The 21,146-nt window shown below is 69.4% G+C and carries 15 protein-coding genes; 5 read left to right on the top strand and 10 right to left on the bottom strand.

Annotated features, from left to right (window positions below; translation table 11 throughout):
* Positions 1-85: 85 nt before the first annotated feature.
* The 3 genes from purH to MRBLWO12_RS01760 form a co-directional block, all read right to left on the bottom strand.
* The gene (purH, locus tag MRBLWO12_RS01770) at positions 86-1,693 is read right to left on the bottom strand and encodes a bifunctional phosphoribosylaminoimidazolecarboxamide formyltransferase/IMP cyclohydrolase (protein WP_363552097.1); all 1,608 of its coding nucleotides are present in this window, start codon (positions 1,691-1,693) and stop codon (positions 86-88) included.
* 50 nt (positions 1,694-1,743) lie between these two features.
* On the bottom strand, positions 1,744-2,331 hold the full coding sequence (gene purN, locus MRBLWO12_RS01765; protein ID WP_363552095.1) for a phosphoribosylglycinamide formyltransferase: 588 nt from the start codon (positions 2,329-2,331) through the stop codon (positions 1,744-1,746).
* A gap of 61 nt (positions 2,332-2,392) precedes the next feature.
* Positions 2,393-3,787, bottom strand: a complete 1,395-nt coding sequence (locus MRBLWO12_RS01760) for a DUF6350 family protein (RefSeq protein WP_363552093.1) — start codon at positions 3,785-3,787, stop codon at positions 2,393-2,395.
* Positions 3,788-3,880: 93 nt separating this feature from the next.
* On the opposite strand from MRBLWO12_RS01760, the gene MRBLWO12_RS01755 reads away from it, so the two are divergent.
* On the top strand, positions 3,881-5,353 hold the full coding sequence (locus tag MRBLWO12_RS01755; protein ID WP_247629385.1) for an NCS2 family permease: 1,473 nt from the start codon (positions 3,881-3,883) through the stop codon (positions 5,351-5,353).
* 249 nt (positions 5,354-5,602) lie between these two features.
* Here MRBLWO12_RS01755 and sucD read toward each other — a convergent pair whose 3' ends face one another.
* Positions 5,603-6,505, bottom strand: coding sequence for a succinate--CoA ligase subunit alpha (sucD, locus tag MRBLWO12_RS01750; protein ID WP_363552091.1), 903 nt, complete (start codon positions 6,503-6,505; stop codon positions 5,603-5,605).
* A 15-nt stretch (positions 6,506-6,520) separates the two neighbouring features.
* On the bottom strand, positions 6,521-7,711 hold the full coding sequence (sucC, locus tag MRBLWO12_RS01745) for an ADP-forming succinate--CoA ligase subunit beta (protein WP_363552089.1): 1,191 nt from the start codon (positions 7,709-7,711) through the stop codon (positions 6,521-6,523).
* A 147-nt stretch (positions 7,712-7,858) separates the two neighbouring features.
* On the opposite strand from sucC, the gene MRBLWO12_RS01740 reads away from it, so the two are divergent.
* Both MRBLWO12_RS01740 and MRBLWO12_RS01735 read left to right on the top strand, forming a co-directional pair.
* Complete coding sequence (locus MRBLWO12_RS01740) at positions 7,859-8,530, top strand: TetR family transcriptional regulator (RefSeq protein ID WP_363552087.1); 672 nt, start codon at positions 7,859-7,861, stop codon at positions 8,528-8,530.
* Between the two features lie 82 nt (positions 8,531-8,612).
* Entirely contained in the window at positions 8,613-9,848 is a 1,236-nt protein-coding gene (locus MRBLWO12_RS01735) for an acyl-CoA dehydrogenase family protein (protein WP_363552085.1), read from the top strand.
* A gap of 25 nt (positions 9,849-9,873) precedes the next feature.
* Here MRBLWO12_RS01735 and MRBLWO12_RS01730 read toward each other — a convergent pair whose 3' ends face one another.
* Entirely contained in the window at positions 9,874-10,359 is a 486-nt protein-coding gene (locus tag MRBLWO12_RS01730) for a hypothetical protein (RefSeq protein ID WP_363552083.1), read from the bottom strand.
* A 95-nt stretch (positions 10,360-10,454) separates the two neighbouring features.
* On the opposite strand from MRBLWO12_RS01730, the gene MRBLWO12_RS01725 reads away from it, so the two are divergent.
* On the top strand, positions 10,455-11,906 hold the full coding sequence (locus MRBLWO12_RS01725) for a phytoene desaturase family protein (protein WP_363552081.1): 1,452 nt from the start codon (positions 10,455-10,457) through the stop codon (positions 11,904-11,906).
* A 151-nt stretch (positions 11,907-12,057) separates the two neighbouring features.
* Positions 12,058-13,101, top strand: coding sequence for an ATP-dependent DNA ligase (locus MRBLWO12_RS01720; protein WP_363552079.1), 1,044 nt, complete (start codon positions 12,058-12,060; stop codon positions 13,099-13,101).
* 6 nt (positions 13,102-13,107) lie between these two features.
* Here MRBLWO12_RS01720 and ligD read toward each other — a convergent pair whose 3' ends face one another.
* The 4 genes from ligD to MRBLWO12_RS01700 all read right to left on the bottom strand — a co-directional run bounded on the left by ligD (position 13,108) and on the right by MRBLWO12_RS01700 (position 21,076).
* A complete protein-coding gene (gene ligD / locus MRBLWO12_RS01715) occupies positions 13,108-14,163 on the bottom strand; it encodes a non-homologous end-joining DNA ligase (RefSeq protein WP_363552077.1) in 1,056 nt (351 codons plus the stop codon).
* A gap of 64 nt (positions 14,164-14,227) precedes the next feature.
* A complete protein-coding gene (locus MRBLWO12_RS01710; RefSeq protein WP_363552075.1) occupies positions 14,228-15,373 on the bottom strand; it encodes an SseB family protein in 1,146 nt (381 codons plus the stop codon).
* A gap of 41 nt (positions 15,374-15,414) precedes the next feature.
* Complete coding sequence (locus MRBLWO12_RS01705) at positions 15,415-17,880, bottom strand: ATP-dependent helicase (RefSeq protein WP_363552073.1); 2,466 nt, start codon at positions 17,878-17,880, stop codon at positions 15,415-15,417.
* Between the two features lie 94 nt (positions 17,881-17,974).
* Positions 17,975-21,076 (bottom strand): lamin tail domain-containing protein, encoded by a 3,102-nt coding sequence (locus MRBLWO12_RS01700; protein WP_363552071.1) that lies wholly within the window; start codon positions 21,074-21,076, stop codon positions 17,975-17,977.
* Positions 21,077-21,146: the final 70 nt, after the last annotated feature.

The following is a 21,146-nucleotide window of genomic DNA, read 5'->3' as shown; positions in this document are numbered from 1 at the left end:
TCGTGCAGACGTCTGCAGGAGGGGGTTTCGATGACGGTGATGGGTCTCGGTGGAGCGAGGAAGCAGCTGCCCCCGAGCCACCGACTCAGTGGAAGAAGTGGCGCTCTCCGGTGAAGAACATCGTGACGCCGGCCTTGCGCGCGGCGTCGACGACCTCCTCGTCGCGCACCGAACCGCCCGGCTGCACGATCGCCGTGACTCCGGCGTCGATCAGCACCTGCGCGCCATCCGCGAAGGGGAAGAACGCATCGGATGCCGCGACGGATCCGGCAGCACGGTCGCCCGCACGCTCCACCGCGAGGCGGCACGAGTCGACGCGGTTGACCTGGCCCATGCCGACACCGACCGTGGCGTTGTCCTTGGCGAGCACGATCGCGTTGGACTTCACCGCACGGCACGCCTTCCACGCGAAGATGAGGTTCTCCATCTCCTCGTCGCTCGGACGCTCACCGGAGACGAGCTCCCAGTTCTTCGCGACCGAGACGATGTCGTCGGGGAAGCGGTCGGCGTCCTGCAGCAGCAGTCCGCCGGAGACGAGCCGCACGTCCATGCGCTCCTGCTGCCAGTCCTCCGGCAGCTGCAGCAGACGCAGGTTCTTCTTGGCCTTGAAGACCTCGAGCGCGGCCGGCTCGAACGACGGGGCGACGATGACCTCGGTGAAGATGTCCTTCAGGTTCTCCGCCATCTTCAGGGTGACGGTGCCGTTCGCCGCGATCACTCCGCCATAGGCCGAGACCGGGTCGCACTCGTGCGCGCGCAGGTGTGCGCTGGCGATCGGGTCGAGGGCGTTCGGTGCCGTGGTCGCGATGCCGCACGGGTTGGCGTGCTTGATGATCGCCACGGCCGGCTTGATCATGTCGTAGGCGGCGCGCAGTGCGGCGTCGGCGTCGACGTAGTTGTTGTACGACATCTCCTTGCCCTGCAGCTGCGTGGCCTGAGCGATGCCGTGGCCGCCGGAGCGCGTGTAGATCGCGCCGCGCTGGTGCGAGTTCTCGCCGTAGCGGAGCGTGGCCAGGCGCTCCGCCTGGATCGTGAGGTGCGCGGGGAGGTCGCCCTCGGCGTTCAGCGTGCCCTCGGCGAACCAGGAGGCGACGGCTGTGTCGTACGCCGCGGTGTGCGCGAAGGCGCGGGCGGCGAGTTCGCGGCGCTGCGACAGCGAGGTGCCGCCCTCGGCGATCGCGGCGACGACGGCAGGGTACGACTGCGGCGAGACGACGATCGCGACGTTCGCGTGGTTCTTCGCGGCGGCGCGCACCATGGCGGGGCCGCCGATGTCGATCTGCTCGACCACGTCGTCGCCGACCGCGCCAGAGGCGACGGTCTCGACGAACGGGTACAGGTTCACCACGACGAGGTCGAACGGGTTGATGTCCAACTCATCGAGCTGGCGCTCGTGGTCCTCCAGGCGCAGGTCGGCCAGCAGACCGCCATGGATCTTCGGGTGCAGGGTCTTCACCCGTCCGTCCAGCATCTCGGCGACGCCGGTCACGGCGGCGACGTCGGTGACCTCGAACCCGGCCTCCCGGATCGTGGCGGCGGTGGAGCCGGTCGAGACGATCTCGGCACCGACCTCGGCGAGCGCGGCGGCGAGCGTCAGCAGGCCGCTCTTGTCGCTGACCGAGATGAGAGCGCGCCGGATCGGCACCGTGTCGCGATCGCGGTAGAGCGAGGGGTCGTGGCGGGGGCCGGCCATGAAGGGCTCCTTCGTGCGTGAGGGACGTGCGTCGGTGGGATGAGGGAAGTTCAGGAGGGGGAGGTCAGCGTGATCTCGCCGGTGGCGATGCCGCGGACGACCTCGATCAGGAGCCGTCGTTCGACCGGCTTGATGCGCTCGTGCAGGGTGTGCTCGGTGTCGCCGTCGAGGATCGGCACGCGCTCCTGCGCCAGGATGGGACCGGTGTCGACGCCGTCATCGACGACGATCACGCTCGCGCCCGTCTGCGCGGCGCCGGCCGCGAGCGCGTCGCGTACGCCGTGCGCGCCGGGGAACTCGGGCAGGAACGCCGGATGGGTGTTGATCAGGGCCGGTGAGAACTCCGCCACCAGAGCCGGCGGCAGCAGCCGCATGAGGCCAGAGAGCACGACCAGATCGGGTGTCCAGACACGCAGCTGCCTGGCGAGTTCCTCGCCCCAGGCCTCACGGCTGTCGTGCTCGTGCCACGGGACGGTGAAGCTGGGGATGCCGAACTCCTCGGCATGGGCCAGACCGTCGGCTTCGCGGTCGGCGCCGACGACGACCACCCGAGCAGGGAAGTCGGGATGACGAGCGGCCTCGAGGAGGGCGCGAAGATTCGAGCCGGTGCCCGAGATGAGAACGGCGACCGTGAGCACGCGCCCAGTCTACCGGGGCGCGCGCACCGCTCTCGCCGGGTTGCGCTGCCCTCCGGCGAGATCAGTCACGTCGCTCCGTGGGGTCCGCCGCGGGCCGCGTGAAACGCCCGAGGTCGTCGAGGGGTGCTGTGTCGTCGGCCGAGCCTCCTGCCCACGACACCGGGGCCGCCGGCGCCCCATCGATCGTGGCCCAGTCGGTCGGCGGAACGCCCGCCATCTCGGCGTTCCAGCGGTCGGTGCGCTCCTCGGCCAGCTCATCCCGATGCCGGGGCGAGAGCAGCAGGATCGCGGCGCCGAGCAGCACCTCTCCCCCGAGAGCGAGCGCGAACGGTACAGGGGCGGGACCGATCTCCACCAGGCGGCCGGGTCCCATCGAGCCGTGCGCGAGCGCTGCGGCGACCGCCGCGACTCCGGCGGCGACGACACCGATGCCGACGGCGATCGCGGCGCGTGGGGGCATGCCCAGCGGCGTGCCCTCCCACACCAGGCGCGAGCGGACGGCCCAGCCGGCGACGGCGCCGGCTGCGATCGGGATCAGTACGACGATGAGCATCCAGATCGAGCTGTTCTCGGGGAGCAGCCCCAGGATCGGGATCCCGGGCACGACGCCGAGCTGGGTGCCGGCGGGAGAGACCGCAGTGCCGACGCCGACAGCGAATCCGGGCCCCGCGATCCACGACGCGGCCCACACGATGAGCGTCGGAAGATAGGCGAACTGACCGAGGGTCATCACGGTCGCCCCGAGAGCATCCACATGCGACGCCTGGAACAGCGCGACCACCTCACCACCGCGGAACAGCGTCATGAGCGCGACAGCGGCAGCGGCAGCAGCGGTCACTCCCATCACCGCGAAGGCGGCACCTCGCACGACCGAGGCGGGCACGGGCGTCCAGTCGCCCCAGGTGTCCACGACGTCGTGCAGGCGATCGAGCAGGCCGCCATCGCCGTCCTCCCAGGCGATGCGCACCCCGCCGCACACCGCGCCCACCAGGTAGACGGCACTCGGCAGGATGATCGCGAGAGGCAGGGAGGTCTGCGCCGCCTCCACCCGGGAGGAGAGGGCGACGCTCGCAGCGATGACCGCGAAGACGGCAGCGCCCGAGAGTGCGCCGAGGAGCCAGGCACCGGCCTTGGCGGCCCGCGCACCGGAACGGGCGGCGAACAGCAAGGTGAACAGGAGGAACGCGAGGGGCGTGACCGACACGACGAAGCTCGCCGCGGCCGAGGGGATCGCGAGGGCGACCAGCATCTCCGAGGCGATCGTCACGTCGAGCGGCACACCGTGCCCGAACGCCCACAGGGTTCCGGTGAGCGGCCAGAGCGCGCCCCAGTCCGCCGTCGCGCCGAACGCGAGGGTCCACAACAGGGTCAGCGGCGCGAGCAGCACGACGAGGCCGACCGCAGCGGCGATGACGGCGTCGAAGGCGGCGAGGAGCGCGACGAGGAGGCGTTGCATAGCGATTCGAGACTACGACGAGAACCCCGCAGCCCCCTGGGGGCGCGCGCGGGTGCGGGCGACACGATATCGTCTCCTGCGGAGGTTCCCCCGATGACAACTGCCCCGTCCCCTGCCCCCGCGACTGCCGAACCGAAGAACGCGCTCGACCGCTTCTTCGAGATCAGCAAGCGCGGCTCCACCGTCGGCACCGAGATCCGAGGTGGCCTGGTGACGTTCGTCACGATGGCGTACATCGTGATCCTCAACCCGATCATCCTCACCGGCGCCGCCGATGTCGACGGGACGACGCTGAACTTCAGCGCCGTCGGCGCCGCCACCGCGCTGACCGCCGGCATCATGACGATCCTGTTCGGTCTCGTCACGCGCCTGCCGTTCGGCTTCGCCGCCGGTCTCGGCATCAACGCGTTCGTCGCGTTCTCCGTCGTCGGCCAGGTCACCTGGGCCGAGGCCATGGCGCTCGTGATGATCAACGGCATCGTGATCGTCCTGCTGGCCGCGACCGGTCTGCGGAAGCTGATCTTCGACGCCGTGCCCTTCCAGCTCAAGATCGCCATCACGGTCGGTATCGGCTTCTTCATCGCCTTCATCGGCTTCGTGAACTCGGGCTTCGTCACCGCGACCGGCGCCGCATCCCCGCCCGTCGGGCTCGGCATCGGCGGCTCGATCGCGACCGTGCCGACCGTGCTGTTCGTGGCGACGCTGATCCTCACCGGCATCCTCGTCGCCCGCAAGGTCAAGGGCGGCCTGCTGATCGGACTCGTCTCCGGCACCGTGCTCGCCGTGATCGTCGAGGCGATCTGGCACCTCGGCCCGCAGATCGGCGCTGATGGCGCGGTCAACCCCGGCGGCTGGAGCCTCACGGTCCCCGCGCTCACCGGCTCGCCCGTCAGCCTCCCCGACCTGAGCCTGATCGGCGCGGTCGACTTCGGTTTCGACTTCAACAAGGTCAGCCTCGTGGCCCTCGTGATGATCGTGTTCACCCTGGTGTTCTCGAACTTCTTCGATGCCATGGGCACCATGACCGGTCTCGCGAAGGAAGCCGGTCTGGCCGATGAGAAGGGCGACTTCCCCCGCATCAAGTCGGCGCTGATCGTCGAGGGTGTCGGTGCCATCGCCGGTGGAGCCACCTCCTCGTCATCGAGCACCGTGTTCATCGAGTCCGGCGCCGGCATCGGCGAGGGCGCCCGCACGGGTCTGGCGAACGTGGTGACGGGTGGGATCTTCCTCCTGGCGATGTTCCTCACGCCGCTCACCTCGATCGTCCCGACCGAGATCGCCGCCGCCGCGCTCATCATCGTCGGTGCCATGATGATGGCGCAGATCAAGTACATCGATTTGAGCGACTTCAGCGTGCTGCTGCCGGTGTTCCTCACCGTGACCGTGATGCCGCTGACCTACTCGATCGCCAACGGCATCGGCGCCGGCTTCGTGAGCTGGGTGCTCGTGCAGTCGCTGTCGGGCAAGGCCAAGAAGATCAGCCCGCTGCTCTGGGCCGTCGCCGCCGGGTTCGTCCTGTTCTTCGCGCGCGGTCCGATCGAGTCGCTCTTCGGCGTCGGGATCTGACCACACGCCACGAAAGGGGCGGATGCTGCGGCATCCGCCCCTTTTCGCGCTCTCGACAAGCGTCTGATGCCCGACGCCGTCAGCTTCTGCGGCCGATGCGAACTTCGGCGGCCAATGCGAACTTCGGCGGCCAGCCACGCACGCATGGGCCGCAGAAGTTCGGAACGGCCGCAATACCGGGGCTGCTCCCGGGCATGAAAGAAGGCCCCAGAGTGGAGTCCGGGGCCTTCCTTTCAAGCGTAACTCAGATCAGAGCGCTTCGACAATCGCGCGCATCAGGTCTGCGGTCTCGGACGGCGTCTTGCCGACCTTGACCCCGGCGGCCTCGAGGGCCTCCTTCTTGGCCTGAGCGGTACCGGCCGAGCCCGAGACGATCGCGCCGGCGTGGCCCATCGTCTTGCCCTCGGGCGCGGTGAAGCCCGCGACGTAGCCGACGACCGGCTTCGTGACGTGCGCCTTGATGTAGTCGGCTGCGCGCTCTTCCGCGTCGCCGCCGATCTCGCCGATCATGACGATCGCCTTGGTCTCGGGGTCCGCCTCGAACGCGGCCAGCGCGTCGATGTGCGTGGTGCCGATGACCGGGTCTCCGCCGATGCCGATGGCGGTCGAGAAGCCGAGGTCGCGCAGCTCGAACATCATCTGGTACGTCAGGGTGCCCGACTTCGACACGAGGCCGATCGGTCCCTTGCCCGTGATGTTCGCCGGCGTGATGCCGACGAGCGCCTCGCCCGGCGTGATGATGCCGGGGCAGTTCGGGCCGATGATGCGGGTCTTGTTGCCCTTGCTCTGCGCGTAGGCCCATGCCTCGGCGGCGTCGCCGACGGGCACGCCCTCGGTGATGACGACGAGCAGCGGGATCTCGGCGTCGATGGCCTCGACCATCGCGTCCTTCGTGAAGGCACCGGGGACGAAGGCGATCGACACGTCGGCGCCGGTCTCCTTGATCGCCTCGGCGACCGAGGCGAAGACGGGCAGCTCGACGGGGTTGCCGTCCTTATCGGTGTGCGCGACCGTGGTGCCGGCCTTGCGGGCGTTCACGCCACCGACGACCTGGGTGCCGGCCTTCAGCATCAGCGCCGTGTGCTTGGTGCCCTCGCCGCCGGTGATGCCCTGGACGATGACCTTGGAGTCCTTGTTGAGGTAGATCGACATTCTTCTAGTCCTTAATCAGAGCGCTTGCGCTGAGCTTGTCGAAGCGTTGGCGAGCTCGGCGGCCTTGTCGGCGCCCTCGTCCATCGTGGCGGCCAGGGTGACGAGCGGGTGCGCGTACTCGGCGAGGATCGCGCGACCCTCGTCGACGCGGTTGCCGTCGAGGCGCACGACGAGCGGCTTGGAAGCCGTGGCGCCCAGCGTCTCGAGTGCACCCTTGATGCCGTTGGCGACGGCGTCGCACGCCGTGATGCCGCCGAAGACGTTGACGAACACGCTCTTGACCTGCGGGTCGCCGAGGATGACGTCGAGGCCGGCGGCCATGACCTCAGCCGAGGCGCCGCCGCCGATGTCGAGGAAGTTGGCCGGCTTGACGCCGTTGTGGTTCTCGCCCGCGTAGGCGACCACGTCGAGCGTCGACATGACGAGCCCTGCGCCGTTGCCGATGATGCCGACCTCGCCGTCGAGCTTCACGTAGTTGAGGCCGCTCTTCTTGGCCTTGGCCTCGAGCGGGTCTGCGGCATCCTTGTCCTCGAGCGCCTCGTGCTCGGGGTGACGGATCTCGGAGGCGTTGTCATCGAGCGTGACCTTGCCGTCGAGCGCGATGATGTCGCCCTCTTCCGTGCGGACCAGCGGGTTGACCTCGACGAGCGTCGCATCCTCGCCCTTGTAGACGTCGAAGAGCTTGACGAACACGTCGGAGACCTTCTCGATGAGGTCCTCGGGGAAGTTCGCCGCGCGGGCGATCTCGACGGCCTTCGCCTTGTCGATACCCGTGAGCGGGTTGACCTCGACGCGCGCGAGCGCCTCCGGGCGCTCGACGGCGAGCTCCTCGATCTCCATGCCGCCCTCGACCGAGCAGAGGCTCAGGTAGGAACGGTTGGCGCGGTCGAGCAGCACGGAGAAGTAGAACTCCTCGGCGATGCGGGCGCCCTGGGCGACCATGACGCGCTTGACGACGTGGCCCTTGATGTCGAGTCCGAGGATGGCCTTGGCCGCCTCGTACGCCTCGTCGGGGGTCTTGGCGACCTTGACGCCGCCCGCCTTTCCACGGCCGCCGGTCTTCACCTGAGCCTTGACGACGACAACTCCACCGATCTTCTCGGCAGCCGCCCTCACCTCTTCAGGGGTGTCCGCGACGATGCCGGCGAGAACCGGCACTCCGTACTTTTCGAAAACGTCTCGTGCCTGGTACTCGTACAGATCCACTGTGGTTCCTTCACTGGGCTGCTGTCTGGTAATTCTCTCGATGTCGAGACATCGACCAGTCCCCCAGCCTACTACCTCGCCCTGAGCGCCCCCTGCCCGCGGCGGCACTTCCGCACGCATCCCGGGGCGGTGACCTAGCATCAGAGGATGAGCGAAACCTCCTCCGCCGCCGCGAGCGCGACGCGCGTCGTCGCCGCCGCACTCGACCTGTTCGCCGAACACGGTTTCGACCAGACCTCGGTCGAGCAGATCGCCAAGGCCGCTGGAGTGTCACGCTCGACCTTCTTCCGACAGTTCGGAGGCAAGGATGACGTCGTCTTCGCCGATCACGAGCTGCTGCTCGATGTGCTGCGCGAGCACTTCGCCGTCTCCGAGGGCGACCCGTGGTCGACCGTCGCCGACGGCGCGATGCTCGTCTTCCGCCACTTCGCCGCAGAGCCCGATGTGGCCCGCCGCCGCTATGAGCTCGTGCGGCAGATCCCCGCTCTGCGCGAACGGGAGATCGTGGCCGTGTTCCGCTATGAACGCCTGTTCGACGAATACCTGCGCGAGTCGCTTCCCGACCTCGACCCCCTCGACGCCGTCAGCTACGCCGCGGTCATCACCGCCGTGCACAACCACGTGCTGCGCCAGATGCTGCGCGGCAAGCGGGTGCCGGCGTCGGCGCTGCGCCAGGCGCTCGACGTCGCGATGCGGCGTTTCGGTGTGCAGCAGGATGCTGTCGCAGAACCGTCGGCCGATGATCTGGTCGTCGCGGTGTTCCCGCGGTCGATGCCGATCGCCGAGGTCACCCGGCGGGTGCGCGCCGAGCTGAGCTGAGCGCGCAGCACCCTCCGAACGACATCCTGTCGTGAAACCGAGTTTCGGCGAGTACGATACTTGGTGCCACGAAGGAGTCATCATGAGCACCGAAGCTTCCCCGTTCCCCGGCGAGCGCGTCTCGTCGTACGACGTCACCGGACGCCAGGACAGCGACTACTACGCCGTGTTCTCCGACATCCCCGCCGCAGACCGCGCCGCGTGGGACCGCGCCAAGGCGTACATCGACGAGGTCGCCCCGCAGATGGCCGACGCCTGGGATCGCGCGGAGTACCCGCTCGATGCCGCCCGCCGGATGGGCGAGATGGACCTCGTGGTCGACGGCATCGAGCATCCGTTGCTGACGCGGCTCTCGCCGCTGGCGGCCGGGCTCGTGAACATGGAGATCTCGCGGGGCGACGGCTCACTCGGCACGATCCTCGCGGTGCAGGGTGGGCTCGCACTGCGCACCCTGGCCTTGTTCGGCTCCGAGACGCAGCAGGAGAAGTGGCTCACCGCGCTGGCCGACGGCTCCGTGCTCGGCTCCTTCGCACTCACCGAACCCGACCACGGCTCCGACTCCGTCTCCCTCGAAACCGTGGCGCGACGTGACGGCGACGCCTGGGTGCTCCGTGGCACGAAGAAGTGGATCGGCAACGGAGCTTCCGGCGGCATCACCTTCGTCTGGGCCCGGGTCGACGACGAGACCGCACCAGAGCACGGCGCTGTGCGCTGCTTCCTGGTCGAGCAGGACACCCCCGGCTACACGGGATCGGTCATCCGCGGCAAAGCCTCGTTGCGCGCGATCCACCAGGCGCACATCGAACTCGATGACGTGCGCGTGCCGCTCGACGCCGTGCTCCCCGGCACGAAGAGCTTCAAGGACGCGTCGATCGTGCTGTACGCCACGCGCTCCGGCGTCGCCTGGTCGGCCCTCGGTCACGCGACGGCCTGCTACGAGGCGGCGCTCACCTATGCGACGCAGCGCGTGCAGTTCGGCAAGCCGCTGGCGAAGTTCCAGATGGTGCAGGAACGCCTGACCCACATGCTCGAGGACGTCACCGCGATGCAGCTCTACTGCCGTCGGCTCGCCGATCTGGAGACCGCGGGAGAGCTGCGTCCGACGCAGGCCTCGCTCGCGAAGTTCCACAACACCCGTGCCGCCCGACGTGTGGCCGCCGTCGCCCGCGATCTGCTCGGCGGCAACGGCATCCTGCTCGAGAACGGCGTCATGCAGCACATGGCCGACATCGAGGCGATCCACACCTACGAAGGCACCGAGAGCGTGCAGGCACTGCTGCTCGGCCGCGACATCACCGGGATGAGCGCCTTCGTCTGAGCAGCAGCGCTCCGCAGCGAACCCGTCAGTTGCAGCCGCAGCCGCCCGCCGGCGTCTTCACCATGAAGCAGACGTCGCACACGCCGTAGTCGCGCTCTTCGACCGGCTTCGACGCGCGCTCGCGGGGAGCGGTCACCCGCGGGGTCGTCGCGCGCTTCACCGCGCGCGGCGGCGTCAGCGGGATGAACTCGCTCGGGTGGCTGACGTAGAACAGCGGCGCGCGTCCCTCGCTCGGCTGCAGCCGCAGCGGGGTCGAGCCGACGACGATGCGCTCGTCCTCGGTGAAGCCGTTGGTGTAGGTCTTGCCGATGTGGAGCGCGGCACCCTCACCGAGACGGATGGCCTCGATGTAGCGGCCGCGGTCGATGAACGAGCTGATACCGACGGCATCCATGATGCCGGTGATGAACTCGTGGTTCGACGGGTCGATGCGGTGCGCGCGCAGTGCTTCGGGCAGCGAGCGATATGGACGGGAGGTGCCTGCGGGGGTCGGCCCCTGAACTTCTTTCATCACTCTCCAGGATCGCACGTCTGAGCGCGGCCGCCGACCGATTCTCGAACTGATCGCTCCACACCCTGGGCGTGTCCGCGTGCGAGACTGGCGTGATGTCACGGGCAACCATCATCGGGTCCGGACCGAACGGTCTCGCCGCCGCGGTCGCGCTCGCACGCGCCGGCTACGAGGTGCGGGTGCTGGAAGCGGCCGAGACGTTCGGCGGCGGCGTGCGCACGCTCGAGTCGACGCTCCCCGGGTTCCGGCATGACGTCTGCTCCGCGGTGCACCCCGCGGCCCTGGCCTCCCCCTTCTTCCGGGCATTCGGACTGGCCGAGCGGGTCGACTGGATCCGTCCGGAGATCTCCTATGCGCACCCCCTCGACGACGCACGAGCGGGCGTCGCCTGGCGCGACATCGACCGCACCGCACGCGAGCTGGGAGTCGACGGTGAGGCCTGGCAGAACCGTCTGCACCCCCTCGCCCAGCACATCGACGGCCTCGCGGACTTCACCGGCAACGCGATGCTCCGTGTCCCCCATGACCCGCTCACCGCAGCGCGCTACGCCGTGCGGATGCTCGACCAGAGCGGGCCGTTCGCCCGCCACGCGTTCCGCACGGACGAGGCCGCCGCACTCATGGCGGGCGTCGTCGCCCACGCGAACACGCGGTTGCCGTCGCTCGCCGGCGCCGCAGCCGGACTGCTGCTCGCCGCCCACGCGCACGCCGGCGGGTGGATGTACCCCCGCGGCGGAGCACAACGCATCGCCGATGCCCTGGTCGCCGACATCGAGTCGCACGGTGGAGCGGTCGAGACCGGAGCGCACATCACCGACCTGGGCACGCTCGACTGGGGCGACCCGGCCCGTGGAGATCTGCTGCTGCTGAACAGCTCGCCGCGTCTGGCCCTGACCCACCCCGACATCCCCGCGCGCTACGCGCGGGCGATCACGTCCTACCGCTACGGCCCCGGAGCCGCGAAGGTCGACTTCGCCCTGGATGGCCCCGTCCCCTGGGCGAATACCGACGTGGCACAGGCGCCGACCGTGCACATCGGCGGCACGCGCGACGAAGTCTGGGCGAGCGAGAACGCGGTGGCACGTGGCCGGGTGAGCGACCGGCCGTACGTGCTCGCGGTGCAGCCTTCGGTGTTCGACCCGTCGCGGGCTCCCGCCGGCCATGCCGTGTTCTGGGCGTACATCCACGTGCCCGCCGGCTCGGATCTCGACCCGACAGCGCTCATCACGGCGCAGGTCGAGCGTTTCGCTCCGGGCTTCCGCGATCGCATCCTCGCACACCACGCCGTACCGGCGTCGTCGCGCGAAGCAGTCAATCCGGCTGAGATCGGTGGCGACATCTCCGGTGGCGTCTTCAGCCTCACCCAGGCCCTGCGGCGCCCTACCTTGTCGCCCACCCCCTGGCGCGCACCGATGCGCGGCGTCTACCTCGCCTCGTCCGCCACCCCACCGGGTCCGGGGGTCAACGGCATGGCCGGCTGGCACGCCGCCCGCACGGCCCTCGCCGACGCGGGACTCCCCCACGCACTGTCCGACCTGTTCGACTGACCCCATCCACAACTCAGGACGCCTCGCGCCTCGGGCCGACGCTCCGCCGGAAAGCCGCACGCTGCGCGGATCGACGGCGACGTTCATCCTGAGTCATGACGCGGCCTCGCGCGCCCTTCCGCCGCGGCGATGGCAGGGCCAGGATGGAGCCATGCGCTACGAGATCCCCGCGCCGATGCTCGCCAAGGCCGCAGCGGTCGTCCCCGACCCGATGAAGACGCCCGGCGGGTTGCTGTACGAGCCCAAGTGGGACGGCTTCCGCGGACTCATCTCATGGGACGGCGAGAGCGTCGAGATCGGCTCGCGCGGAGCGAAGCCGCTGACCCGGTACTTCCCCGAGCTGGTCGAGGCCATCCCGACGCTGCTGCCCGGTCCGTGCCTGCTCGACGGCGAGATCGTGGTCGCCACCGGTCCCGAGGGCGCGCAGCGCCTGGACTGGGAGGCCCTCAGCCAGCGCATCCATCCCGCGGCGTCCCGCGTCGCCCGGCTGGCCGCCGAGACTCCGGCCATGTTCATCGCGTTCGACCTGCTCGCCGAAGGTGAAGACGATCTGCTCGCGACGCCCTTCGAGGAACGTCGGGAGCGTCTGGAGCGGCTCCTGGCCGACGTGCCGCACCCGCTGCACCTCACTCGCACCACCCGCGATCGCGATGCCGCGGTGAGTTGGCTCGCCGAGTTCGAAGGAGCGGGACTCGACGGCGTCGTCGCCAAACCCCTCGCCCACCCCTACGCTCCTGGCAAGCGCACGCTGATCAAGATCAAGCACGCGCGCACGGCGGATGTCGTCGCGCTCGGGTATCGCATCCACAAGTCGGGTTCCGGTGTGGGTTCGCTGCTGGTCGGGCTCTACGGCGACGACGGCACTCTGCGCCAGGTCGGCGGAGTGGCGGCATGGAGCGACGTGCGCCGTCAGGAGCTCGTGACGGAATTGGCGCCGTTCGTGGAGCGCGACGAGGCGGGCGATGCAGTCACCGGGGAGGGCGAGCGTTCGCGCTTCAGCGGCGCGAAGGATGTGTCATTCGTGCGGCTGCGCCCCGAGCGGGTGCTCGAGGTGCGCTACGACCAGCTCGAGGGCGCCCGCTTCCGGCACACCGTGCAGTTCGAGCGGTGGCGGCCCGATCGCGAGGCGCGGTCGTGCACCTACGATCAGCTCGACACGGTCGCCGGCTACGACCTCGCCGACGTGCTGGCCTGAGCGCGGTCAGCTCTTCTCGGCGGGACTACCGTCGTCGTCCCAGTTCGCCGCGACCTTCTTGCTCGGCTGCACGCGGGGCGGCTCGCCCGGCATCTTGGGGAACTCCGGAGGGAACGACAGCTCCCCCAGCCCGTTCTCGACGTCGCGTGCCCACCACTCCAGCAGAGTGTCGATGCGTCCAGGAGCGTCCTGCATCGACGCCCAGGGGTCGCCCACGTCGTCGAGTCGCGCCGGGATGCTACGCACCGTGAACCGCGTCGGATCGAGGCCATCCAGCTCCCCCCAGTGCACGGGGGTCGACACGGTCGCCGCGGAGAGGGCACGCGGGCTGTAGGCGCCGGCCATGGTGCGGTCGCGGTTGGCCTGGTTGAAGTCGACGAAGATCCGCTCTCCGCGCTCCTCCTTCCACCAGTTCATCGTCACCCGCTCGGGCATCCGCCGCTCCAGCTCGCGTCCCGCAGCGATCACCGCGTGACGCACGTCGAGGAACTCGTGAGTCGGTTCGATGGGCGCGAAGACGTGCAGTCCGCGGTTGCCGCTGGTCTTCGCGAATGCCTCCAGGCCCGCTTCCTGCAGCACCTCGCGCAGCACGTGGGCGGCGCGCACGGCGTCGCCGAAGTCCGTGCCTGGTTGCGGGTCCAGGTCGATCCGCAGCTCGATGGGATTGTCGGCATCCGACGCGAGCGACGCCCACGGGTGGAACACGATCGTGTTCATCTGCACCGCCCAGACGATCGCGCTCGCGCGGTTGAGCACGATCTGCGGATGCTGTCTCCCGCTGTTGTACGTCACCGTGACGGCGTCGACGTAGTCAGGAGTGCCCTTCGGGGGGTTCTTCGAGAAGAACCCGTCACTGCCGATCCCGTCACGGAACCGCTCGAGCGAGACCGGCCGCCCACCGTTCGCCGCGAGGAAAGGCACCGAGACTCGCTGCACGTACTCCGCGAGCTCCGCCTTGGTGATGCCGAGGTCGGGCCAGACGACCCGGTTCGGACTGGAGAGCACGACGTCGCGCTCCCCGTCGGTGTCGGCGACGGTAACGGTCACGCGTTCGGAGGCCATGCTCCGACACTAGGACGCGGGCGTGCGCGGCGGAACCCCCGGAGGAGACGGTAGTCGGGCGAGGTCAGTCGCCGAGGTCCACCGCGAGCACGAGCACCGGAGCGAGTGCGTCACGCTCGACGATCATCGACGGTCCGGCCGAGTCGATGATGACGCCGGCCATCTCGGTGTGGCTGGAGAGCACCTTCGCAAGCTGATCCGGAGTGAAGGGCAGCGGCCGGTCACCGCGGCCGAGGGCGATCACCTCGAGCGGGTGCGTGAAGAGCTGCAGGAACCGCTTGCCGTCGGTGGTCTGCGCCTCGGCGATGCCGACCTGTCCGCTGCCGGTGCCGTCGTTCACGGCCACCCACATTCGCGTGGTCGCCAGCGCCTCCCCGACCTTGGTCGCCGAGTCCTGGGCCCGCGGAGTCGCGAGGATCGTCTTGACCTTCATATCGACATCGGCCTGCTCGAGGGTCTTCTGCAGCAGCTCAGTGGGGAAGACGACGCGATGCGGTGCCGAGGCGTTGTCGACGATGAGGCCGGCGAAGTCGCCGGCGACGACCTGCTGCAGCACCGAGGTGACCGGCTGGGCGACGGCGGAGGTCGCAGCGGGGTCCTGTTCGAGCTGCACGGAGTCCCGCACGGCGGCGGCGGAGCTGAACGCGAGCATGAACTGACGCTCTTCATCGCGCACGACGGCGACGGCCAGCGGCTTGCCCTCGGCGATCTGCGCGCGGGCGTCGCCGTTCACGCGGATGTAGAGGTGCCCCTGCAGCGCCTGGCGCATGACGCCGAGCAACTGCTCGTTGGTCGCGCCTGCTTCGATCTCCTTCAGGGCCTCGCGCAGCAGCACGTTGTCCTTCATGCCCGCGACGGTCTCGGTCTGCTCGGGCGGCAGTGCCGCCGCGAGGGGCAGTCGGCGCTCGACAGGCTCGGCGGGCCTCGGCGGGTTCGCGGTCGCCGTCGTCTGGGGTGCACGGGGCGCGGCGTCGGCCGGAGAACCCGGCTGCTCGTTCTGGTCGGGCAATGACACCGCGGGTCCGGCCGCTTCTCCGACACCGCGGAACGCCTGCACCGAGATACCGATGCTGGGGGCTGCGACCTCGGGCTCTGCAGCCGGGGCGGTCACCTCCGCATCGACCGGGGCAGCGCCCTCGGTCTCGGAGACGTCGGATGCGGGGGCGACGACATCGTCACCGGTCTTCTTGCGGCGAGAGAACAGGGCCATATCTGTCAGCCTAACCCGCCACGAGCGACCCGCGATGCGGACTAGATCTTCTCGATCGGCGCGACCTTGATCAGCAGCTTCTTCTGACCGGATGTGTCGAACCGCACATGCGCGATGCGCTTGGCGCCCTCTCCGGTCACGGCGTCGACACGCCCCTCGCCGAAGTCGGTGTGCCTGATGCGGTCGCCAGCGGTGAGCTCCAGATCGCCGTTGTCGCGCACCTTGGCGGTGACGCGGTTCGGGAACCGATCCATCGCGGTCGACAGCGGCTTGAGTGAGTCTCTGCCCGGGAGCGCCTTGACCCCGAAACGGTCGCCGGAGCCGGAGCCGGAGCCGGAGGAACCGAACCCTCCGGAGCGACGCGCGTTGAGGGCGCGGGACTGCATGCCGCCGCGCGAGTTCACATCGCCCGGAGACTGACGCCAGTCGATCAGCGCGGCCGGGATCTCCTGCAGGAAGCGGCTGGGCATCGCGACCGTCACCTCACCGAACTGCGCACGGGTCATCGCGAGCGAGAGGTGCAGGCGCTTACGCGCACGGGTGATGCCGACGTAGAACAGCCGACGCTCCTCCTGGGGGCCACCCGGCTCCCCCGCGGAGATGCGGTGCGGGATGAGGTCCTCCTCGACTCCGGTCACGAAGACGGCGTCGTACTCGAGGCCCTTGGCGGTGTGCATGGTCATGAGCGACACCGTGCCGGACTCGTCTTCGAGATCGTCGGCGTCGGAGACCAGCGCGACCTCGGTCAGGAAGTCGACGATGGTGCCCTCGGGATTGTTGCGGGCGAAGTCGCGGGTGACGGCGACGAACTCGTCGAGGTTCTCGACACGCGCCTCATCCTGCGGGTCGCGACTGGCCCGCAGCGCGTCGAGGTAGCCGCTCTTCGAGAGCAGCAGGCTGAGCCCCTCGGCCACCGTCGTGGGCGGCGGGAGCTCTCCCGAGGCGGGGAGCATGATCGCGGTGGCTTCGGCGAGCACGGCATCGAGCTGGGCGATTGCGGCCTGGATCTTCGGTCCGAAACCGAGCTGCGTCGGGTGCGCCAGCGCATCGCGGAAGCTCATGTCGTGCTCTTCGGCGAACCGGGCGATCGCCGTCTCGGTGACGTCGCCGATGCCACGGCGCGGCTTGTTCAGGATGCGGCGGACCGACATGTCGTCGGCCGGGTTCGCGACCGCCACCAGATAGGCGAGCGCGTCCTTGATCTCGGCGCGATCGTAGAACTTGGTGCCACCCATGACCTTGTACGGAACGGCCGAACGGATGAAGATCTCCTCCAGCGCGCGCGACTGCGAGTTCGTGCGGTAGAAGACCGCCATCTCGGAGTAGGGCATGCCGGCACGGTGCAGCGACTCGACCTCGTCGGCGACGAACTGGGCCTCGTCGTGCTGCGAGTACCCGGTGAAGCCGATGATCGCGTCACCGTCACCCTTGTCGCTCCAGAGCTTCTTGTCCTTGCGATCGAAGTTGTTGCCGATGACCGCGTTGGCGGCCGACAGGATGTTCTGGGTCGAGCGGTAGTTCTGTTCGAGCAGCACCACCTGCGCACCGGGAAAGTCCCGCTCGAACTCGCTGATGTTGCGGATGTCGGCACCGCGGAACGCGTAGATCGACTGGTCGGAGTCGCCGACGACCGTGAGCGATGCGCCACCCTCCGGAGCATCCTGGCTCGCTGCGGGCTCCGGCTCGAAGATCATCATGCCGTTCGAGGCATACGGGTCGGGCGCCGCTGACGCGGAGACCGGTCGGGTGAGCTCGTGGATCAACGCGTACTGCGCGTGGTTGGTGTCCTGGTACTCGTCCACCAGGATGTGCCGGAAGCGTCGACGGTAGGTGTCGGCGACCTGCGGGAAGGCACGGAACAGATACACCGTCTGGCCGATGAGGTCGTCGAAGTCGAAGGCGTTGGCCTTGCGGAGCTGGCGCTGGTAGTCCGCGAACAGTTCGACGAAGATGCGCTCCGCCGGGTCGGACATGTTCGCGTCGCGCGCGTAGGACTCGGCGTCTGACAGCTCGTTCTTGAGCTTGGAGATGCGCGACTGCACGGATGCCGGAGTCAACCCGTAGGCGTCGGCCTCGTGCTCCTTGACCAGGCGCTTGATGAGAGCGCGGGAGTCGCCCGAGTCGTAGATCGTGAAGGTCTTGGTGAATCCGAACTGCTCGGCTTCACGGCGAAGGATGCGCACGCACGCCGAGTGGAAGGTCGAGATCCACATGCCGCGGGCCACGTCGCCGACCAGCCCCGCGACGCGCTCGCGCATCTCCCCGGCCGCCTTGTTGGTGAAGGTGATCGCGAGGATCTGGCTCGGCCACGCCTCACGACTGCGCAGCAGTGACGCGATGCGCCGCGTGAGCACGCTGGTCTTCCCGGAACCGGCACCCGCGACGATGAGCAGCGCGGGGCCGCGGTAGGTCACCGCTTCGAGCTGCTGCGGGTTGAGGCCGGCGAGGAGGTCGTCCTGACCCTGCGGGCCGGCGGTTCCGGAAACGATGAGAGGAGCTTCGGTCATGGCCTTATGAGTCTAGGCCGCGGCACCGACACGGCGGCACGCGGCCGGAGACGCCGAAGGGGTGACGGAGGCGTCCCCGCCACCCCTTCGGTCGTCAGACCGTGCGCCGACGCCGCGTCGCGATGACACCGCCTGCGAGCAGGAACAGCAGGGCGAGTGCCGCTGCCGCCACCGGGAGCTCGCCGCCGGTGTTCGCCAGGCCGCCTTCCGTGGCCCCGCCCGATGCGGCGGTGACCCGCAGGTCGCCCCAGCCGATCAGATCGCCGTCGGCAGCGTACACCGCGATCCGGTGCGCACCTGCCACCGTGTCCGCGGGAACCGTGACCGCGATGCGTCCGGACGAATCCAGCGCTCCGGAGGTCAGACGCTGCGGGTCTGAATACATCCAGACGGCGACCTGGGCACCGGCCTGCGCGCCGCCGACCGTCACCACGACGCGCTGTCCTGCCGCGGCCGCTGAGGGGTTGATCGTGACGCCGTTGCGGTTGTCGTCGTTCAGCGCGGAGCCCGGGAGCGGCGGCTTCGTCCCCGGTGTCTCGTCGTCGACGCCCGGCAGGGTGCCGGTGCGCAGCGACTGCGAGGCGAAGCCGTCTGCGAACCACCAGACCGGTCGCTCACCATCGACCGACAGCGAGGCCGGAGCCGTCGCGAACCCCTCGTTGTTGATGTCGGGCATCCCGGCCGGCCGCGCGTGGTGCGCGAGGCCCGGCTTCGCGGTGCCGTTCAGCGTGATCTCGGCCGAGCGTCCCTGGCATCCGTCATCGCACACCGCCCACAGCACGTCACGGACGCTGTCGTAGTCCAGCGCCATGACACCGGTCAGGCCGGGAGCGATCTCGGAGACGAGGGTCGCGCTTCCGTCCGCGGCGAGCGCGAAGGCGTAGACGTGCCCGTTGTCCTCGACGGCGACGAAGAAGAGTCCGGCGCCGTGTCCCGCGTAGTCCGCGGGGTCATAGGCCGCAGCGGTGTTGTCGTCGAACAGCTTTCCGGCGAGCGCCGCATCCGGCACCCACTGCACGGCCTCCATGCCGAGGTTCGCGCCGACCGCGGGGAGCAGAGCCGTGAGGTCCCACTCCTGCTGCGCCACCAGGTCACCGGCTGCCGCATCGGGATCGACCTTCAGCAGGACGTTCTGGTTGACGCCCTTCGCGCTGTTGTCGCGCTCCGAGGCGACGTAGACGAAGCCGTCGCCGTCCACCGTGATTCCCTCGGTGTCGGGGCCGGCAGCACCGGGGCTCGCCGCATCCTTCTGGAACCGCACGCGCTTGCCGTCGGTCCAACCGTCGACCTTCTGCACCGAGCCGTCGGCGTGCGCCTCGAGCTTCCAGATCCGTCCTTCACCGTTGTCCACTGCCCACAGGAACGCACCGTCGGCGGTCTCCTGCACGTCGAGGCCCGAGGAGTCCTCCAGGAAGGTCGGCACGTCGTCGAGCACCTGCACCTCTGCGGAACCCGGCCACGGCGTCACCGCGATCTCGCCCGCGCACACGTTCGTGGCGCCCTTGGTCGACTTCTCCGTCACGCCGAACGCGCCGGTGGTGTCGGGGCAGCGTCCCCAGGTGGTGGCGGCATGCCCCTCGCCCCAGGTCGTGCTGTCGATGAGCAGGTCGCCGTCGAACAGGCGCACGGCGTCGCCGCCGCCGAGCCCGAATCCGAGGGCTTCGCGTTCGATCACCAGGTAGCCGCCCGCGGCGATCGTGGTGTCGGCCGGGATCGCGTAGGTGTGCGCATCGTCGTCGTCCTTCACGACCACGCCGGCGACGTCGAGCGCGGTGTCCGTCGGATTGACCAGCTCGATCCAGTCATCCGGCGATCCGCCATCGGACTCGACCTCGTTGATGCGCACCGGGTTGCCGCACGCGTTGCGCAGGCCCTTGGTCGACACCGCGATGTCGACGAGATCGCCGGTTCCATCGGCGCAGCGGGCCAGCACACCTGCGGCGTGCGCGGTGTAGACGTGCTCGTCCACCGTGTTGCCGGTGGCATCGCGGAGCGTGACCGTGTCGCCGTTGCCGAGCCCGAAGACGAAGTTCGCGGGCTGGTCGAAGACGAAGTAGGCACCGGGCTCGAGCATCGTGCCCGCCGGGAGCGGCGTGACCTGGCCGGCATGGCCGTTCGGGTCGTTGTCCATCACGGTCCACCCGGACAGGTCGACCGCGGTGCTGCCGGTGTTGCGCACCTCGACCCAGTCGGTGGTGTCGCCGTTGGACTCGATCTCGTTGATCACCACATCCGGCATGACGCAGGAGTTCGTGGCTCCGGGCGTCGGGTGCGCGAGCAGGAATGCGCCCACGCCGTCAGGGCAGCGGGCGAGCGTGGCCGCCGCGGCGTCGCCATCGATCGCGGCGTGACCGCTCCAGGGCAGGGTGTCGTCGATCAGTGTCCCGGCCGCATCGAAGAGGCGGATGCGGTCGGCGCTGCCGATGCCGATCGGATCGCGGAACGCGGTCTCGGTACCGGACACCAGGCCGGTGGTGCCCTCCTCGACCACCAGATAGGCGCCGGCGCCGATCGTCGTTCCCGGCAGGAACTGCCAGCGGTGGTCGTCGGAGTTGTCACGGATCTCGTAGCCCGAGATGTCGAGCGCCGCCGTGCCGGGGTTGTGGAACTCCACCCAGTCCGCAGGCTGCGAGTCCACCTCGTTGATCACGATCGAACCGTCGACCGGGGCGACGGAGCAGTCGTTCGCGGCACCGGGCGTCGCCGCGGTCGCGTGCGCCCACTCCCCCGTACCATCAGGGCAGCGCGCCCAGACCGAGATCGGCGCCGTGTTGGCGTAGGCGTAGGCATCGACCTCGGCGCCGCTCGGGTCGTACAGCACGACCTCATCACCCTTGCCGAGCCCGAACGGGAAGTCGACGTCCTTCACGAGCACCAGGAACTCTCCCGGCGCCAGGGTGGCCCCGGCCGGCGCCTGCCCGAAGGCGTCGCGCTTCTCATCCGAGATCTTCCAGCCGTCGAGGGAGATGGCCGTGTCGCCGGCGTTGTAGATCTCAACCTGATCGGCGAGCCCTGTCTGGGCCGCGTCGTAGACGATCTCGTTCAGCACCAGGCCGGGTGCCGCTTCCGCCTCCTGGCTCGCGATGGCGGTGGTGTCGGACGTGGCGCCGATGGCGGCGGCGGGGGCGGCGAGCAGGGCGGCAGCGCTGAGAGCGCCGACCACCGAGACTGCGACCCCGCGAAGCAGGCGGGACATGGGACTCCTGTGTCGGGTGCGCGAACGGGTACCCGACCACCCCACCGATGTCGCATGGCCGCCGCGCGAC

The organism is Microbacterium sp. LWO12-1.2 (assembly GCF_040675875.1).
In the GTDB taxonomy this organism is placed as follows: Bacteria; Actinomycetota; Actinomycetes; order Actinomycetales; family Microbacteriaceae; genus Microbacterium.
This window is presented reverse-complemented; position numbering and strand designations above follow the sequence as displayed.

Bases quoted from the DNA above. Each gene is read 5' to 3' on its own strand.
- MRBLWO12_RS01760 (WP_363552093.1), bottom strand. From the start codon at position 3,787: ATGCAACGCCTCCTCGTCGCGCTCCTCGCCGCCTTCGACGCCGTCATC.
- MRBLWO12_RS01710 (WP_363552075.1), bottom strand. From the start codon at position 15,373: ATGGCCCTGTTCTCTCGCCGCAAGAAGACCGGTGACGATGTCGTCGCC.
- MRBLWO12_RS01700 (WP_363552071.1), bottom strand. From the start codon at position 21,076: ATGTCCCGCCTGCTTCGCGGGGTCGCAGTCTCGGTGGTCGGCGCTCTC.
- sucD (WP_363552091.1), bottom strand. From the start codon at position 6,505: ATGTCGATCTACCTCAACAAGGACTCCAAGGTCATCGTCCAGGGCATC.
- MRBLWO12_RS01735 (WP_363552085.1), top strand. From the start codon at position 8,613: ATGAGCACCGAAGCTTCCCCGTTCCCCGGCGAGCGCGTCTCGTCGTAC.
- MRBLWO12_RS01720 (WP_363552079.1), top strand. From the start codon at position 12,058: ATGCGCTACGAGATCCCCGCGCCGATGCTCGCCAAGGCCGCAGCGGTC.
- ligD (WP_363552077.1), bottom strand. From the start codon at position 14,163: ATGGCCTCCGAACGCGTGACCGTTACCGTCGCCGACACCGACGGGGAG.
- MRBLWO12_RS01755 (WP_247629385.1), top strand. From the start codon at position 3,881: ATGACAACTGCCCCGTCCCCTGCCCCCGCGACTGCCGAACCGAAGAAC.
- MRBLWO12_RS01740 (WP_363552087.1), top strand. From the start codon at position 7,859: ATGAGCGAAACCTCCTCCGCCGCCGCGAGCGCGACGCGCGTCGTCGCC.
- purH (WP_363552097.1), bottom strand. From the start codon at position 1,693: ATGGCCGGCCCCCGCCACGACCCCTCGCTCTACCGCGATCGCGACACG.
- MRBLWO12_RS01725 (WP_363552081.1), top strand. From the start codon at position 10,455: ATGTCACGGGCAACCATCATCGGGTCCGGACCGAACGGTCTCGCCGCC.
- MRBLWO12_RS01705 (WP_363552073.1), bottom strand. From the start codon at position 17,880: ATGACCGAAGCTCCTCTCATCGTTTCCGGAACCGCCGGCCCGCAGGGT.
- MRBLWO12_RS01730 (WP_363552083.1), bottom strand. From the start codon at position 10,359: ATGAAAGAAGTTCAGGGGCCGACCCCCGCAGGCACCTCCCGTCCATAT.